We start from the raw sequence: 15,852 nt of genomic DNA on the forward strand, positions 1-15,852 counted from the left end.
CAGGCAGATTCGTGACGTAACGCATCCCCCATTATCCGGGGGTAAAACGGCAGGCTGTCGTAGTGGAAGATGTCATAACGCAAGAGAGTTCGTACTGTTGGCACCACGCAGTCCCCCTCTGCTCGGTATCAGTGGGGAAACGCGGGTGGGCAGATGAAAAAAGGTGCGCCGAAACGCACCAATCATCAAGCCAGCATCGGTAGCGTGGGGGATTACCCCTTGCCTTTCACGCTGCCAATAAACGTTTCACGAGCGGTGGTGGAACCCAGTTTTTCAGCCTCATTCATCAGTTTCAGCGCCTTATCGATATCCCCCGCCTTGACTGCCTGTTTGATGCCGTTATTGAAGTAAGCCTCGGTGTCATTGAGCATCGGCTCTGCCGGTGCGCTGGCAACCGGTGCTGGAGCCGCAACTGCCGGAGCGGTGGCACCCACCACGACCGGTGGCGTTGCCGGAGCCGATTGCAGCATGCCAATCATGATGTTGCTGGCCCCTTGTTCTGCCGTCACCTTCAGCTTTAACGTGCCGCTGGTGCTGTGGCTGGCGATCGGATCCGGGATGTCCGGTACTGCGTTACCCACCCCTTGGGCGTAGGCTTTGGCCGGGTTGGTCAGGATGGTGGTTTTAGCCAGATCCTGCTGGGTGGTGTACACCAACAGATAGATCTGTTTTTGCCCCAGCGCAGGGGTCAGTTTCAACGTGCCCTCCAGCCGATCGGCAGACATCACGCCCGGTGGCTGGTAAGCGAAATAGCTGCTCGGATAATAGGCCGCCGGGCGCATATGTTCATCCAGCACCAATACGCTTGGGGCATAGATTGAGTTTTTATTGGCCAGACTGCTCAGTTGGATTTCCAGCGATCCCCGATCGGCCGGCAGCGCAAATGCAGCAACGGCTCCCTGGATCTGGCCCTGATTGATCTGTGGGCTGACATTATTGAGTTGGACATCCTGGGTCACCGGCGGTACCAACGGCTGCCAAGGTAAACTTTGCAGGGTGGCGGCACTGATGGCCGGTGCGACGGAAACGTTGGCCGGAGTATCGGCATAGGTCGCCAGCGGTGCGCCGACGGTCAACGCCAGAGATAGGCAGAGTGACAGTAGATTTTTTTTCATTGTTATACCCTCTCGCTTTGAGCGTGTATCCCGGCAGCGGGCAGGCAAGCGCACTACTGCCGGTTAAACGGTAAGAGGGAGGGCGTACAGGCGCCCTCCCGTCAAGCCAGTATTACCACCAGATTTCCATCTGGGCACCGAAGGTGACTTCGCTGTCTTTACCACGGCTGAAGGTATGCATGCTGGTATCGTTATAAGCCGTACCTGCGTTGTAGCCCGCACCGGAATCGTTGTTTGCGTAGCCCCACTTCTCATCCCAGTTGGCGTAGGTCGCGAAGACACGGATCGCCGGACGTGACCAGATGCTGTTACCCGCTTGCCACTGTTGTGCCAGGGTGACTTTGTATTGGCCGTTGCGATCGCCAGTACGTTGAGACTTCACGTTGTCGTAGCCGACTTCCATCAAGGTGCTCATGATTGGCGTCCATTTGTACATTGGGCGCACGCCCACGGTGTACCAGGTGGTGCCGTTGTCATTGTCGCGGTTAACGTCCTGATACATGGCAACGTACATCATTGCCCAATCATCGTTGAAGTCGATGGCACCGTGATCCAGCACGCGGATCATCTTGCCGTTGTTATCAATGGCAGCACCCTGGCTGCGGCCGTTGTTCTGCGCAGTCATGGAATCGGTAGCGTACTGCACCGTGAATTTGTTGTAGCCGCCCAGGATGCTCTGGGTATGTTCCGCAGTAAACATCCAACCGTCTTTGCTTGCCCCGTCGACCAGGTGGTAACCGTCTTGTGTATTGGCACGGCCATAATCCACACCCAGTTCCAACGTACCGCCTGGGTTCAGCTCAAGGCCAGCCAAACGCAGGTCGTAGGTATCGTTGACGGTTGGACGCTCGTCACGTTGATTGTCGATATAGCCTAAGGAACCACCGGATTCGGTGTTACGGGTCACGGCGGCAGACAGCTTGCCGAAGCCCAGGTCGATATTTTCCAGACCGGCACCAGGACCTGAGATGTCCCAGTAGTAGAAGTCGATCATATGGACGTCATGACGTTGATAGAAGCGCTTACCGGCCCACATGTTGGCACCAGGCAACGCGTCGATCAGGTTTTTACCCTGCACGTTCACTTCACGGAAGGCCGGATTGGTCGATTCCCAGTCAGACTGTTGCGACACGGAATAGGCCACGTTGGTGTCGAAGTAGAAGCTCTTGTCGCCCTCTTTCCACACTTCCTGGCCCAGTTTCAGTTCCGCATAGGTTTCACATTCGTTACCCAGACGGTACTTACTGCTGGCACCGGTGGTCTGGAAACACTGTTGCTCACCGCCGCTCCCGGTCCAACCAATACCGGAACGTGCGTAGCCGTGGAAATCCACCGCCATCGCTGATGAGGATAAGACACCGGCGGCGACAGCCAGAGTCAGAGGAAGTTTGCGCAGAGTAGTCATCATTATTCTCCTGTTATACAGACCTTGATGCTTTAAACACCCGGTTCCTGATGCAGCCGTTTACACGCCGTCCCGTCCTCGCGGAACAGGTGGCAACGGTGTGGCGGCAGGCCGATGGCGAATGTTGCACCTTCTTCTACCAGCACCACGTCGTTCTGGCGGTAAACCAGGTTTTGACGAATTGCCGGAATTTGGATATGGATTTGCGTCTCGTTGCCGAGCTGCTCCACCACCTGTACTTCACCCATCAATGTCACTTCAGACTCGGAACTCGGTAACAGATGTTCTGGGCGGATACCCAACGACAGGTTGGCCCCAACCTCAATGCCCTCCCCCTCAACCGGCAGCCATACCAATTGGCGATTGGGCATCGGCAGTTCGATCTGTACCCGCAGCGCTTCCACACCGGTCACTTTCACCGGCAGGAAATTCATTTTTGGCGAGCCGATAAAGCCCGCGACAAAGCGGTTGGCCGGGTAGTGATAGAGTTCCAACGGCTTGCCGATCTGGGCCACACGCCCGGCGTCCAACACCACGATTTTGTCGGCCAGCGTCATCGCTTCGACCTGGTCATGAGTGACGTAAATCATGGTGCGCTGCAGCCGCTTGTGCAGACGTGAGATCTCAATGCGCATCTGCACCCGCAGTGCGGCATCCAGGTTGGAAAGCGGTTCGTCCAGCAGGAACACATCGGGTTCAGCCACCAGCGTACGGCCAATCGCCACACGCTGACGCTGCCCACCGGACAGGGCTTTTGGACGTCGGTCCAGCAAATGCGCTAATTGCAGCACTTCGGACACCTGATTAACCCGCTGATTGATTTCCGCTTTTTTAGCCCCAGCCAGCTTCAGGCCAAACGACATGTTGTCGGCCACGGACAGATGCGGGTACAGCGCGTAAGACTGGAACACCATGCCGATACCGCGCTCGGAAGGCGGTACCTCATTCATCCGTTTTTCACCGATGAACAGATCGCCAGAGGTAATATCCTCAAGCCCGGCGATCATGCGCAGCAACGTTGATTTACCGCAGCCGGATGGCCCGACAAACACCACAAACTCGCCGTCATCGATAGTCAGATTGACGTCTTTGGAAATCACGACCTCGCCGAAGGCCTTATAAACGCTGCGCAGTGTGACGCTAGCCATGCGTAACTCCCCTGCTTTCGCAGTTAACATTTCGTGTAAAGATGGCGGAACCGAAGCCCGCCAAGACCCATTGATGACCCTCTTGCTGCGCACCGTACTGCCATGCCATAGGCTTGGTCGCCTCAGCCGGTGCGGCCGGCTGAGTATAAGGCTGTAGGTTGATCAGCGCTTCAAGGCATTGATCCTGATGGGTAATAAGTAAGCGAATAACGCCATTTTCCTGGCTGATCTGGTTCAGAACACCACATTGGATCACCGGGTGCTGACGCAGAGCCAACAGAGCCTGGCAGTAACGTAAGGTTGAATGGTGGTCGTGTTGCTGGCGGCTGATGGCCAGCGCACGGTGTTCTATCGCCACCTGTTGGTACCAGTGGATCTCTCCTGCGGTGACCTGCTCCGGCGCTTCATGCCAAGGCATCGGGGTTTGTGCCCCCTGCGGTTCTTGCAGATCCGCCGCGTGTGGCAAGCCCAGCTCTTCGCCCTGATACAAGCAGATAGGTGCGGGCAGTAATGCCAGCAGGGTCAGGAAAGCCTGTGCAGAACGCAGATCGCCTTGCCCCCAATGGCTGACCACCCGCGGCTGATCGATTTCGCCGGTGCTCCAGACTTTTTCGCCCAGCTGGTGACGATGGGTATGCAATACCTCCACCAGCTTTTCGCAGCTGAACGGCACCACTTCCAGCGCCAACGCGCTGCGGGCATAGTGCTGTTCGGGAGCGGCACTGCGGCAGATACGCTGAGTGCCTTCACTGTGCCAAAGTGCCAGCCCGTGCCCGGCCACTTCCGCTCCAGCCTCTGGCGATAACGCCTGCGGCAATAACAGCCCGTCCACCGCCAGTGATTTCAGATAGGGCAGCGCCGCCATCATGCCGTGCATGTCGCCCACACCATCGCCGTTTCCATCGCGGAAACTGACCGGATGGATCCGGTACAGCGTGGGGTGAGTGGCGGTACGCACTGGTGACATAGGTCCGGGTTCCTGCAGCGTTAGGCGGTAAAAATCAATGTTGCCAATAGTGGGGTAACGGCAAGAAGGGGTAATCATCCGTAACAGGATTTTTCATGGGGGAGGAGATGGGAGGATGAGAGAAGGACGATGCGCGGCGAAAGTTCCCGCCATAAGGCAAATCTGTGATCTTCCTTGCAAAAATAGCCCTGTCTTTTCGTGTCCGACACCACAGAATAGGGCGGTTTGCTAGCTGGATCACACTACTCAGGCATGGGGCGTAGACGGGGGGAGGATGAGAACACCGCGGGTTGTGACCCACTATTAGCGCGTAACCGCTCTCCTTACCGCAGTCCCTACAGAAGGATTGGATTTATGAATCGCACAATGACAACAACCGTACGCACCCTGGCGCTTTCAGCATTAACGACGCTGGTGCTCTCCTCCTCCGCTTTCGCCAAAATAGAAGAAGGCAAACTGGTTATCTGGATCAACGGCGATAAAGGCTATAACGGCCTGGCCGAAGTGGGTAAAAAGTTTGAGAAAGACACCGGTATCAAAGTGACCATCGAACACCCGGACAAACTGGAAGAGAAGTTCCCGCAGGTTGCCGCTACCGGTGACGGTCCGGACATCATCTTCTGGGCTCACGACCGTTTCGGGGGCTACGCGCAATCGGGCCTGTTGGCAGAAATCCACCCTTCCAAAGCCTTCCAGGAAAAAATCTATCCGTTCACCTGGGATGCGGTACGCTTTGACGGCAAGCTGATCGGTTACCCGATCGCGGTAGAAGCCCTGTCGCTGATTTATAACAAAGACCTGATTAAAGAGGCGCCAAAAACCTGGGAAGAGATCCCGGCGCTGGATAAAGAGCTGCGCGCCAAAGGCAAAAGCGCCATCATGTGGAACCTGCAAGAACCCTACTTCACCTGGCCAGTCATTGCCGCCAATGGCGGTTATGCCTTCAAGTTTGAAGATGGCAAATACAACATCAAAGACGTGGGCGTAGCCAACGCCGGTTCACAGGCTGGCCTGCAGTTTATCGTCGATCTGGTAAAGAACAAGCACATCAACGCCGATACCGACTACTCGATTGCCGAAGCCGCTTTCAACAAGGGCCAGACGGCGATGACCATCAACGGGCCTTGGGCCTGGACCAACATCGAGCAAAGCAAAATCAACTATGGCGTCACGCTGCTGCCAACCTTCCAGGGCAAGCCGTCCAAGCCGTTCGTTGGCGTACTGACCGCGGGCATCAACGCCGCCAGCCCGAACAAAGAACTGGCGACCGAGTTCCTGGAGAACTACCTGATCACCGATCAGGGCCTGGCTGACGTTAACAAAGACAAACCGTTGGGTGCCGTGGCGCTGAAATCGTTCCAGGAACAGTTGGCAAAAGATCCGAAGATAGCCGCCACCATGCAGAACTCGCAAAACGGCGAAATCATGCCAAACATCCCGCAGATGAGTACCTTCTGGTATGCGATGCGTAGCGCCGTGATCAACGCCATCACTGGCCGCCAGACGGTGAAAGCCGCACTGGAAGATGCTCATTCCCGTATCACCAAGTAATACCCTGGCCATTGGCGGGCTGTGATGCCCGCCTTTGCCCTGCTGTGTGAGAGGCCGTTGGCCTCTCGCGGTAACACCTGAAAGGAAAGCCCTATGCAACTTGCTCACGCCGGAACACCCGCGCGAAAAAAATCGAAGTGGTGGCAAAGTGACCTACTGAAATGGCTGATTGTCGGCCTGTTCAGCCTGGTGACCTGCTATCTGATTGTGGTGATGTATGCACAGGGAGAATATCTGTTCGCCATCCTGACGCTGGTGTTGGTCAGTGCCGGGCTCTACGTGTTCGCCAACCGCCGTGCCTATGCCTGGCGCTATGTCTATCCAGGCGTCGCCGGGATGGGGCTGTTCGTCCTGTTCCCGCTGATCTGTACCATCGCTATCGCCTTTACCAACTACAGCAGCACCAACCAACTGACCTTTGAACGCGCTCAGTCGGTATTGATGCAACGCCAGTTCCAGACCGGTAAAACCTTCACCTTTGGGCTGTATCCGGCAGAAAACCAACAGTGGCGTCTGCAATTAACTCATCCGGACAGCGGTCAGTTACTGATTTCCGAACCGTTCAGCCTCAACGCCACCGAGCCACAAACATTGAAATTGGCGGTCGAAAGCACAGAGCCTGCCGGTGAGCGTGCTACGCTGCGCGTGATCACCCAGAATCGCCAGACGCTGAGCCAGCTTGTCGCCATCCTGCCGGAAGGTGGCGAGCTGCGCATGAGTTCCTTGCGCCAGTTCTCCGGCACCAGCCCGTTATACTCACTAGGCAAAGACGGCACGCTGACCGATAACCAGACCCAGGTACAGTATCGCCCTAACCCGGATATCGGTTTCTATCAGGCCATCAATGCCGAGGGTAATTGGGCCACCGACACCCTCAGCCCGGGTTATACCGTCACCATCGGCTGGAAAAACTTCTTACGGGTGCTCAACGATGAAGGCATCCAGAAGCCGTTTATCTCCATCTTTGTCTGGACCATTATTTTCTCGGTGATGACCGTGATCCTCACCGTGGCCGTAGGCATGGTGCTGGCCTGCGTGGTGCAGTGGGAGGCGCTGAAAGGCAAAGCGGTGTATCGGGTGTTGCTGATCCTGCCTTACGCGGTGCCTTCGTTTATTTCCATTCTGATTTTCAAAGGGTTATTTAACCAGAGCTTCGGTGAAATCAACCTGATGCTCAACGCGCTGTTCGGCATTAAACCGGCCTGGTTTACCGATCCGCTCACCGCCAAAAGCATGATCCTGGTCGTCAATACCTGGCTGGGTTATCCGTACATGATGATCCTGTGTATGGGCCTGCTGAAAGCCATTCCCGACGATCTGTATGAAGCTTCGGCAATGGACGGCGCCAGCCCGATGCAGAATTTCTTCCGTATCACCCTGCCATTGCTGATCAAGCCGTTGACGCCGCTGATGATTGCCAGCTTTGCCTTCAACTTTAACAACTTCGTGCTGATCCAACTGCTGACCCGCGGCGGGCCAGACATGATCGGCACCACCACACCGGCCGGCTATACCGATCTGTTGGTGAGCTACACCTATCGCATAGCGTTTGAAGGCGGTGGGGGTCAGGACTTCGGGCTGGCGGCGGCCATTGCCACGCTGATTTTCCTGTTGGTTGGCGCACTGGCGATCCTGAACCTGAAAGCCAGCAAGATGAACTTTGACTAAGGGAGAACGACAATGGCCATGGTGCAACCCAAATCCCAGCGCGTACGCCTGTGGATCACCCATATTCTGATGCTGAGCTTTATTGCCCTGATCATGTTCCCGTTGCTGATGGTAGTGGCGATTTCGCTACGCTCTGGTAACTTTGCCACCGGCAGTCTGATCCCGGATCAGATCTCCTGGGACCACTGGCGGCTGGCGCTGGGGATGAGCGTCACCCAGGCGGATGGCAGTATCACTCCACCGCCTTTCCCAGTGCTGTTATGGCTGTGGAACTCGGTTAAGGTCGCGGCAATCACCGCCGTGGGAATAGTGACGCTCTCTACCACCTGTGCCTACGCCTTTGCCCGTATGCGTTTTCGTGGCAAAAGCACCCTGCTGAAAAGCATGCTGATCTTCCAGATGTTCCCGGCGGTGCTGTCTTTGGTTGCGCTGTACGCCCTGTTCGATCGCCTGGGGCAGTACATTCCGTTTATCGGCCTCAATACCCATGGCGGTGTGATATTCGCCTATATGGGCGGTATTGCGCTGCACGTCTGGACCATAAAAGGCTACTTCGAAACCATCGATAACTCGTTGGAAGAAGCCGCCGCCCTGGACGGAGCCACGCCTTGGCAAGCGTTCCGCCTGGTGCTGCTGCCCCTTTCAGTTCCGATCCTGGCGGTGGTGTTTATTCTGTCGTTTATCGCGGCGATCACCGAGGTGCCAGTGGCTTCACTGTTGTTACGTGACGTGAACAGCTACACGCTGGCCGTCGGCATGCAGCAATACCTCAATCCGCAGAACTATCTGTGGGGTGACTTTGCCGCCGCCGCTGTGCTGTCCGCCATTCCGATCACCGCCGTATTCCTGCTGGCACAGCGCTGGTTGGTCGGTGGCCTGACAGCGGGAGGGGTGAAAGGTTAATTTATGCCACTGCAATACGTTTGATGTACTTTGCTTCTCTCTATGAACTGTGTCTTTGGCGGCCTTCGCTGGGCCGCCATTTTTATTTCTACTCCCGCTTCAGCCGATCGGTGTTGGCCAGATACAAGGTCACTACCAGTAATAATATGGCGCCGGAATAAACCAGCGTGTCGAAAGGGTTCTCATGATCAACGATGATCAAACGAATAATCGCGGTAATGCCAATATAGATAAAGTAGCGTAGCGGGAAGTGATAGCCCGACTCAAAGTATTTAACAATCAAGGCGATAAATTCGAAGTAGAGGAAATAAATCACAATCCCTTCAATCAGCTGATACGAAGAAGACTCCTCATTGCTGACGAATAATACTTTCGCCAAATGAAAGGTTTCTTTGACCAAAAAAACTACCAGAATCGCCGCCAACAGCAGCAACCCTACGTTCAGTACCCGCTGTAATCCTTTGGCGATCATCAATGATCGTGATGTTTTTGCCATGACTTCTCCCGTCGTTCGGCCAGTTATTAATGCAGAAAATGCCTAATGGGCTTTTTCCTAAAGTTGCCCTGATGGCTTATCTTCAGGCGAATTACCCTATTTTCAATCAGTTATATTAAGTGATTACGCTTGTATATATTTGTAGCAAATTGAAATGTCCTCTATCATGGGCGTAGTCTCAGGCATTATGCCTCCAAATTCCCGTAATCTAGAAAGGAACTTTCATGCGAGCTAAACTCCACGCACTGGTCGCGGCAGGCCTTTTCACCTGTTCGTTTGCCAGCTACGCCGGCGGACTGGTGACTCCTGATAACGATCTGCGCAATGACCTCGCCTGGTTATCCGATCGCGGTGTGATTAACGTCAGCCTGTCTACCTGGCCGCTAAGTCAGGAAGAGATCAACTCGGTGCTGGCGCAAGCCAAACCGGTGACCAACACAGAAAAAACCGTCATTGACCGCGTACAGCGCCGGGTGGGTGACTTAAAAGCCAATATTACCGTCACCGGTTATACCTCTACCGACAAACCGGGCACGCCGCAGGGCTTCGGCCAGAGTCACTATGCCGACAGCAGCCTGACCATTGGCGCCGGTGCCAACGGTGAGTTCTGGGACGTGCGCCTGCAAGGTGCCGTGGAAGGCGATCAGCGCGTCTCTGATGGTTCCAAATTCAACCTGAACGGCTCATACGGTGCCATCAAAGTGTGGAACCAGTGGCTGTCATTCGGTGAAGTCTCTCAATGGTGGGGCCCTGGCTATGACGGCAGCCTGATCCGTTCCGACGCGGCACGCCCAGTGGCTGGCTTTATGCTGCAACGTGCCGATCAATCTCCGTTTGAAACGCCTTGGCTGTCCTGGATTGGTCGTTGGCAATATCAGATCACCGCAGGTCAACTGTCACAATATACCGCAGTACCTAACACCAAACTGATCGGTGGCCGTCTGACCATGATGCCAACCGACTTCCTGGAACTGGGTGCCTCACGCATTATGCAGTGGGGTGGCGATGGTCGTCCGCAGTCCTTCAGTTCATTCTGGGACGCCTTTGCTGGCCGCGATAACGACGACTCCGGCCAAGGTAACGATCCGGGCAACCAGCTTGCCGGTTTCGACTTCAAGCTGAAAATGCAGCCATTGATCGGTATGCCGGTCAGCCTGTATGGCCAGTTGGTGGGGGAAGATGAGGCCGGCTACCTGCCATCACAAAACACCTACCTGCTCGGCCTGGAAGGTCACCCAGAGTGGGGCCCAACCGTTATCAACTGGTATATCGAAGGGGCTGATACTCGCGCCGATATGAGCCGTAAGGGTTATGTTTATACACATCATAACTATAAAGACGGCTACTACCAGCAGGGTTACCCGCTGGGCCACGCGATGGGTGGTGACGGTCAGATGCTGTCTGGACGTGTAGAGCTGGTGCTGGACGATGGTCAACGCTGGAGCACTCGCCTGGTGTACGCCAAGGTGAACCCGCTGAACCAGAGCATTAACCAGGCATTCCCGAAATCCGACACGCTGAAAGGCATTCAGTTGGGTTGGGGCTATAACTTCGCTCACCAGGTGAAGTTTGATACCAGCCTGTGGTACACCGATAACAACAATAGCACCGCCGATGACGTGGGTGCCGGTGTCAGCCTGGCAGTACCGATCAATCTGTAATCCCTGCAGATGTCAAAAAACCCGCCGATGGCGGGTTTTTTATTGGCTGCAATTCAGAGCAACTTAACGCCAGGCTTTAAAGCGATTGATCAAGCCGTTGGTTGAGGTGTCGTGGCTGGTCACCGCTTCTTTACCCGCCAGTTCCGGCAGAATACGGTTAGCCAGCTGTTTACCCAGCTCTACGCCCCATTGGTCGAAGGTGAAGATGTTGAGGATCGCGCCTTGGGTGAAGATCTTGTGCTCATACAGGGCGATCAGGCTACCCAGGCTGAACGGGGTGATCTCACGCAGCAGGATGGAGTTGGTTGGGCGGTTGCCTTCAAACACTTTGAATGGGGCAACGTGCTTAACCTCTTCCGGCGTTTTACCCTGTGCGGCGAACTCTTCCTCAACCGCGTCCAGTGACTTCCCAAACGCCAGCGCTTCCGTCTGTGCGAAGAAGTTCGACAGCAGTTTCGCGTGGTGGTCGCTCAGTGGATTATGGCTGATGGCCGGAGCGATAAAGTCACAAGGCACCAGTTTGGTCCCCTGATGGATCAGTTGATAGAACGCATGTTGGCCATTGGTGCCTGGTTCACCCCAGATAATCGGGCCGGTCTGGTAATCTACCGGGTTGCCGTTACGGTCAACGTATTTGCCGTTTGACTCCATGTTGCCCTGTTGGAAATAAGCGGCAAAACGGTGCATATACTGGTCGTACGGCAGGATCGCTTCGGTTTCTGCGCCGAAGAAATTGTTGTACCAGATACCGATCAGCGCCAACAGCACCGGCAGGTTTTGCTCAGCAGGCGTCTGGGCAAAGTGTTTGTCCATCTCATGCGCGCCGCTCAGCAGCTGCTCGAAGTTTTCAAAGCCCAGAGACAGCGCGATAGACAGGCCGATTGCCGACCACAGAGAGTAACGGCCACCCACCCAGTCCCAGAATTCGAACATATTGTCAGTGTCGATACCAAACTCGGCTACTGCTTTACCATTGGTAGACAGCGCGGCGAAGTGTTTCGCGACGTGCTGCTGATCGCCAGCGGTGCTCAGGAACCAGTCGCGCGCGCTGAGGGCGTTGGTCATGGTTTCCTGGGTCGTGAAGGTTTTAGACGCCACCAGGAACAGCGTAGTCGCCGGATCCAACGGTTTTAGCGTTTCGGCAATATGGGTGCCGTCTACGTTAGAAACAAAGTGCATGTTCAGGTGGTTTTTATACGGGCGCAGCGCTTCGGTTGCCATATAAGGGCCGAGGTCTGAGCCGCCGATGCCGATGTTGACCACGTCGGTAATCGGTTTGCCAGTGTAACCTTTCCAGTCACCACCGATGACACGGTCGCAGAACTGTTTCATCTTCGCCAGCACCGCATTGACTTCTGGCATCACGTCCTTGCCATCAACAATAATTGGCGTGTTACTGCGGTTACGCAGGGCAACATGCAGCACGGCGCGATCTTCCGTACGGTTGATTTTCTCACCGGAGAACATCGATTTGATCGCACTTTGCAGATCGGTTTCTTTCGCCAGTGCCTGCAGCTTCTCCAGGGTTTCTGCGGTGATGCGGTTTTTGGAGTAATCCACCAGCATCTGATCGTTGAAAGTGGCAGAGAACTTGGAGAAACGCTCACTATCCTGAGCAAACAGGTCACGGATCTGGACGTCTTTGATTTGTTCGAAATGTTGCTGCAGGGCTTGCCAAGCAGCGGTTTGACTAGGATTGATATTTTTCATAGCGGCGCTCTTATGCTTGAGAATGAATAGGAGGTGATGGACCGATTGTAGCCTGTTCGACTGTGATTATGATCTCTTTTCTTGCGATAGGCGTTAACTCTCAGGCCGCCGCACTCCATTTTTACCTTTCCACAACAATCTGCTGATATTTCACCTAACAGCCTGTTATCACGACGCTGAAACGTCCTTCTCATCATGCTTTTCTCTTCATGCGCAGTCCGCAATATTCGGTCGCTCAGCGTCCTCCAGAGCGCAGATGAAAATCCCTCAGCGTCTACCCGTTGACAGTAGCCAATAAACCCGTTATTCCTAACAGCCTACTTGCATATCCATTGTGCAAGCCAGAAGAGGCGCGTCGCCCAGGTAGAGTGTCAGAGGAGCCATTATCCGATGACGGCACAGGAGGGGGAGCGACGCCGAGGCGAGATGCTTACGGCAATCATCACGTCGGCTACAGGGGCTGAATCCCCTGAGTTGTCACCATGGGCTGCTCTGAATGTGCAGTCAGCAAGGTGGGGCGCTTCTGGGTGTATCGTAGCCTCAACCTCTACGCCTGCTCCCTGTTTACCGCTCTTCCCTTGTGCCAAGGCTTATGGAAATTAAATGCCAATTTGAATGGCGTCCCTGACACGAGGTTTTACATGACTCAAGCAGCACCCCAAAACGCAACCGTAGTAGCCAAATTCGGCGGCACCAGCGTGGCCGATTTCGAGGCGATGAACCGCAGCGCCGACGTGGTACTTTCTAATCCTGACGTTCGCTTGGTGGTTTTGTCCGCCTCTGCAGGTATCACCAACCTGTTGGTAGCCCTGGCTGAGGGTTGCGACGCCGACAAGCGCAACGAGCAGTTGGCCGAAATCCGCCGCATTCAATACGCCATTCTCGATCGCCTCGATAACCCGATGGTGATCCGCGAAGAAATCGACCGCATGCTGGAAAATATCACCACGCTGTCGGAAGCCGCTGCGCTGGCCACTTCTGCCGCACTGACCGATGAACTGGTCAGCCATGGCGAGCTGATGTCTACCCTGCTGTTTGTAGAAATTCTGCGCCACCGTAAGGTACAGGCAGAATGGTTCGATGTACGTAAAGTGATGCGTACCGACGACCATTTTGGCCGCGCCGTGCCCGATAGCGCCACGCTGACCGAGTTGGCTCAAACCCTGTTGAAGCCGCGCCTGCAACATGCGTTGGTGATCACCCAGGGCTTTATCGGCTGCGAACCCAAAGGCCGCACCACTACGCTGGGCCGTGGTGGCAGTGACTTTACTGCGGCCCTACTGGGTGAAGCGTTAAACGTCAGCCGCGTGGATATCTGGACTGATGTTCCGGGTATTTATACCACCGACCCACGCGTGGTGCCTTCCGCCAAACGTATCGATAAAATTGCCTTTGAAGAGGCGGCGGAAATGGCCACCTTCGGTGCCAAAGTGCTGCATCCGGCCACTCTGCTGCCTGCCGTGCGCAGCAACATCCCGGTCTTCGTCGGCTCAAGCAAAGATCCTGCCGCAGGTGGCACGCTGGTGTGCAATACCACGGAAAACCCGCCGCTGTTCCGCGCGCTGGCCTTACGTCGCAAGCAAACCCTACTGACGCTGCACAGCCTGAACATGTTGCATGCACGCGGCTTCCTGGCCGAAGTGTTCAACATTCTGGCCCGGCATAATATCTCGGTCGATCTGATCACCACTTCCGAAGTCAGCGTGGCATTAACCATGGATACCACCGGTTCCACCACCACCGGCGGCAGTCTGTTAACCACCTCCCTACTCACCGAATTATCCTCGCTGTGTCGGGTAGAAGTGGAAGAAAATCTGGCGCTGGTCGCCCTGATCGGCAATAAGCTGTCACAGGCCTGCGGCGTCGGTAAAGAGGTGTTCGGCGTACTGGATCCGTTCAATATCCGCATGATCTGTTACGGAGCCAGCAGCTATAACCTGTGCTTCCTGGTTCCGGGTGATGATGCGGAGCGCGTGGTACAAACGCTGCATCACAATCTGTTTGAGTAAGCCCCTCACCCTAACCCTCTCCCACAGGGAGAGGGGACTGAACGTGCCACAGGTTAATATCTGCACCTACCTGTAGCTCCGAACTCGCCCCCTCTCCCCACCACAGTACAACAGGCATCCCTGGACGCCATATCGGGAGAGGGTCGGGGTGAGGGGAGATTGATTGGCCTTAACTGAATCTACAGAGGCTCAGCAAACTGGGCCCACAACAACACACACCACCACACCCGTTCAATATTGGCAAAGGATAACCTCTCTCATGCTGGCAAAAATCACACGCTTATTCCCGTTATGGGCCGTGCTGCTGTCCATTGCGGCCTATTACACCCCGTCGACCTTTACCGGTATCAGCCCTTACGTCAGTACGCTGCTGATGCTGATCATGTTTGCCATGGGCGTCACCCTGCGCCTGGATGACTTCAAGCGCGTGCTGTCGCGCCCCGGCCCGGTAGCGGCGGGGATCTTCCTGCATTACCTGATTATGCCGCTGGCCGCCTGGCTGCTGGCGATGCTGTTCCGTATGCCGCCGGATCTCTCCGCCGGTATGGTACTCGTTGGCAGCGTAGCCAGCGGCACCGCCTCCAACGTGATGATCTATCTGGCGAAAGGCGATGTCGCCCTATCGGTGACCATTTCAGCCGTTTCGACTCTGGTGGGCGTTTTTGCCACCCCGCTGCTGACGCGCCTGTATGTCGATGCCGAAATCAGCGTGGATATCATGGGGATGTTATTCAGCATTCTGCAGATCGTGGTGATCCCGATTGGGCTGGGCCTGATCGTCCACCACAGCTTTACCAAAACCGTCAAGCGGGTTGAGCCCTATCTGCCAGCCCTGTCGATGGTGTGTATTGTGGCTATCATCAGCGCGGTGGTCGCGGGTAGCCAGAGCCATATTGCCTCGGTAGGCTTTGTGGTGATCATCGCGGTGATCCTGCATAACGGCATCGGGCTGCTTGGCGGTTACTGGGGAGGAAAAATGCTCGGATTCGACGAATCTACCTGCCGTACGCTGGCTATTGAAGTCGGTATGCAAAACTCCGGGCTGGCGGCAACGCTGGGCAAGATTTACTTCTCACCGCTGGCCGCGCTGCCGGGTGCGTTGTTCTCGGTATGGCACAACCTGTCCGGTTCACTGCTGGCAGGTTACTGGTCTGGCCGCCCGATCAAGAAACAGGATTAATAGCAAATAGGTTCACAAGGGGCGCTGCTTGTAGCGCCC

12 protein-coding genes and 1 riboswitch are annotated in these 15,852 nt (G+C 55.4%); of the genes, 6 read left to right on the plus strand and 6 right to left on the minus strand.

Translation table 11 applies throughout. From position 1 onward, the window contains the following. Positions 1 to 212: 212 nt before the first annotated feature. The 4 genes from malM to AC6HVW_RS16495 all read right to left on the minus strand — a co-directional run bounded on the left by malM (position 213) and on the right by AC6HVW_RS16495 (position 4,635). On the minus strand, positions 213 to 1,115 hold the full coding sequence (gene malM, locus AC6HVW_RS16480; RefSeq protein ID WP_071681609.1) for a maltose operon protein MalM: 903 nt from the start codon (positions 1,113 to 1,115) through the stop codon (positions 213 to 215). A gap of 112 nt (positions 1,116 to 1,227) precedes the next feature. Then, positions 1,228 to 2,523, minus strand: a complete 1,296-nt coding sequence (locus AC6HVW_RS16485; protein ID WP_021180821.1) for a maltoporin — start codon at positions 2,521 to 2,523, stop codon at positions 1,228 to 1,230. 29 nt (positions 2,524 to 2,552) lie between these two features. Beyond that, the gene (gene malK, locus AC6HVW_RS16490) at positions 2,553 to 3,668 is read right to left on the minus strand and encodes a maltose/maltodextrin ABC transporter ATP-binding protein MalK (protein WP_059199032.1); all 1,116 of its coding nucleotides are present in this window, start codon (positions 3,666 to 3,668) and stop codon (positions 2,553 to 2,555) included. Next, positions 3,661 to 4,635 (minus strand): alpha-amylase family glycosyl hydrolase, encoded by a 975-nt coding sequence (locus AC6HVW_RS16495; protein WP_071681611.1) that lies wholly within the window; start codon positions 4,633 to 4,635, stop codon positions 3,661 to 3,663. The genes malK and AC6HVW_RS16495 overlap by 8 nt, the downstream gene beginning before the upstream one ends. A gap of 354 nt (positions 4,636 to 4,989) precedes the next feature. Between AC6HVW_RS16495 and malE the strand changes: the two genes are divergently transcribed. The 3 genes from malE to malG all read left to right on the plus strand — a co-directional run bounded on the left by malE (position 4,990) and on the right by malG (position 8,757). Further along, on the plus strand, positions 4,990 to 6,186 hold the full coding sequence (gene malE / locus AC6HVW_RS16500) for a maltose/maltodextrin ABC transporter substrate-binding protein MalE (protein ID WP_071681613.1): 1,197 nt from the start codon (positions 4,990 to 4,992) through the stop codon (positions 6,184 to 6,186). A 93-nt stretch (positions 6,187 to 6,279) separates the two neighbouring features. Continuing rightward, positions 6,280 to 7,854 (plus strand): maltose ABC transporter permease MalF, encoded by a 1,575-nt coding sequence (gene malF, locus AC6HVW_RS16505; protein ID WP_071681615.1) that lies wholly within the window; start codon positions 6,280 to 6,282, stop codon positions 7,852 to 7,854. Positions 7,855 to 7,866: 12 nt separating this feature from the next. Next, positions 7,867 to 8,757 (plus strand): maltose ABC transporter permease MalG, encoded by an 891-nt coding sequence (malG, locus tag AC6HVW_RS16510; RefSeq protein WP_021180826.1) that lies wholly within the window; start codon positions 7,867 to 7,869, stop codon positions 8,755 to 8,757. Positions 8,758 to 8,845: 88 nt separating this feature from the next. Here malG and psiE read toward each other — a convergent pair whose 3' ends face one another. Further along, positions 8,846 to 9,253 carry a phosphate-starvation-inducible protein PsiE gene (gene psiE, locus AC6HVW_RS16515; protein WP_021180827.1) on the minus strand — a complete coding sequence of 136 codons (408 nt, stop codon included), beginning with the start codon at positions 9,251 to 9,253 and terminating at the stop codon, positions 8,846 to 8,848. A 224-nt stretch (positions 9,254 to 9,477) separates the two neighbouring features. Between psiE and AC6HVW_RS16520 the strand changes: the two genes are divergently transcribed. Beyond that, positions 9,478 to 10,914 (plus strand): capsule assembly Wzi family protein, encoded by a 1,437-nt coding sequence (locus tag AC6HVW_RS16520; protein ID WP_497569554.1) that lies wholly within the window; start codon positions 9,478 to 9,480, stop codon positions 10,912 to 10,914. 63 nt (positions 10,915 to 10,977) lie between these two features. Here AC6HVW_RS16520 and pgi read toward each other — a convergent pair whose 3' ends face one another. After that, the gene (gene pgi, locus AC6HVW_RS16525; RefSeq protein WP_071681619.1) at positions 10,978 to 12,624 is read right to left on the minus strand and encodes a glucose-6-phosphate isomerase; all 1,647 of its coding nucleotides are present in this window, start codon (positions 12,622 to 12,624) and stop codon (positions 10,978 to 10,980) included. Positions 12,625 to 12,961: 337 nt separating this feature from the next. After that, a riboswitch (Lysine riboswitch) is annotated at positions 12,962 to 13,155 on the plus strand. A gap of 110 nt (positions 13,156 to 13,265) precedes the next feature. On the opposite strand from pgi, the gene lysC reads away from it, so the two are divergent. Beyond that, positions 13,266 to 14,633 (plus strand): lysine-sensitive aspartokinase 3, encoded by a 1,368-nt coding sequence (gene lysC / locus AC6HVW_RS16530; protein ID WP_071681621.1) that lies wholly within the window; start codon positions 13,266 to 13,268, stop codon positions 14,631 to 14,633. A gap of 259 nt (positions 14,634 to 14,892) precedes the next feature. After that, positions 14,893 to 15,813, plus strand: a complete 921-nt coding sequence (panS, locus tag AC6HVW_RS16535) for a ketopantoate/pantoate/pantothenate transporter PanS (protein ID WP_071681623.1) — start codon at positions 14,893 to 14,895, stop codon at positions 15,811 to 15,813. Positions 15,814 to 15,852: the final 39 nt, after the last annotated feature.

The sequence above is a fragment of the Serratia sp. NCCP-200 genome (genome assembly GCF_059697885.1).

What these genes read in the sequence shown, in the direction of transcription:
- lysC (WP_071681621.1), top strand. Translation starts at nt 13,266, where the DNA reads ATGACTCAAGCAGCACCCCAAAACGCAACCGTAGTAGCCAAATTCGGC.
- malF (WP_071681615.1), top strand. Translation starts at nt 6,280, where the DNA reads ATGCAACTTGCTCACGCCGGAACACCCGCGCGAAAAAAATCGAAGTGG.
- malM (WP_071681609.1), bottom strand. Translation starts at nt 1,115, where the DNA reads ATGAAAAAAAATCTACTGTCACTCTGCCTATCTCTGGCGTTGACCGTC.
- psiE (WP_021180827.1), bottom strand. Translation starts at nt 9,253, where the DNA reads ATGGCAAAAACATCACGATCATTGATGATCGCCAAAGGATTACAGCGG.
- malG (WP_021180826.1), top strand. Translation starts at nt 7,867, where the DNA reads ATGGCCATGGTGCAACCCAAATCCCAGCGCGTACGCCTGTGGATCACC.
- AC6HVW_RS16485 (WP_021180821.1), bottom strand. Translation starts at nt 2,523, where the DNA reads ATGATGACTACTCTGCGCAAACTTCCTCTGACTCTGGCTGTCGCCGCC.
- pgi (WP_071681619.1), bottom strand. Translation starts at nt 12,624, where the DNA reads ATGAAAAATATCAATCCTAGTCAAACCGCTGCTTGGCAAGCCCTGCAG.
- AC6HVW_RS16520 (WP_497569554.1), top strand. Translation starts at nt 9,478, where the DNA reads ATGCGAGCTAAACTCCACGCACTGGTCGCGGCAGGCCTTTTCACCTGT.
- AC6HVW_RS16495 (WP_071681611.1), bottom strand. Translation starts at nt 4,635, where the DNA reads ATGTCACCAGTGCGTACCGCCACTCACCCCACGCTGTACCGGATCCAT.
- panS (WP_071681623.1), top strand. Translation starts at nt 14,893, where the DNA reads ATGCTGGCAAAAATCACACGCTTATTCCCGTTATGGGCCGTGCTGCTG.
- malE (WP_071681613.1), top strand. Translation starts at nt 4,990, where the DNA reads ATGAATCGCACAATGACAACAACCGTACGCACCCTGGCGCTTTCAGCA.
- malK (WP_059199032.1), bottom strand. Translation starts at nt 3,668, where the DNA reads ATGGCTAGCGTCACACTGCGCAGCGTTTATAAGGCCTTCGGCGAGGTC.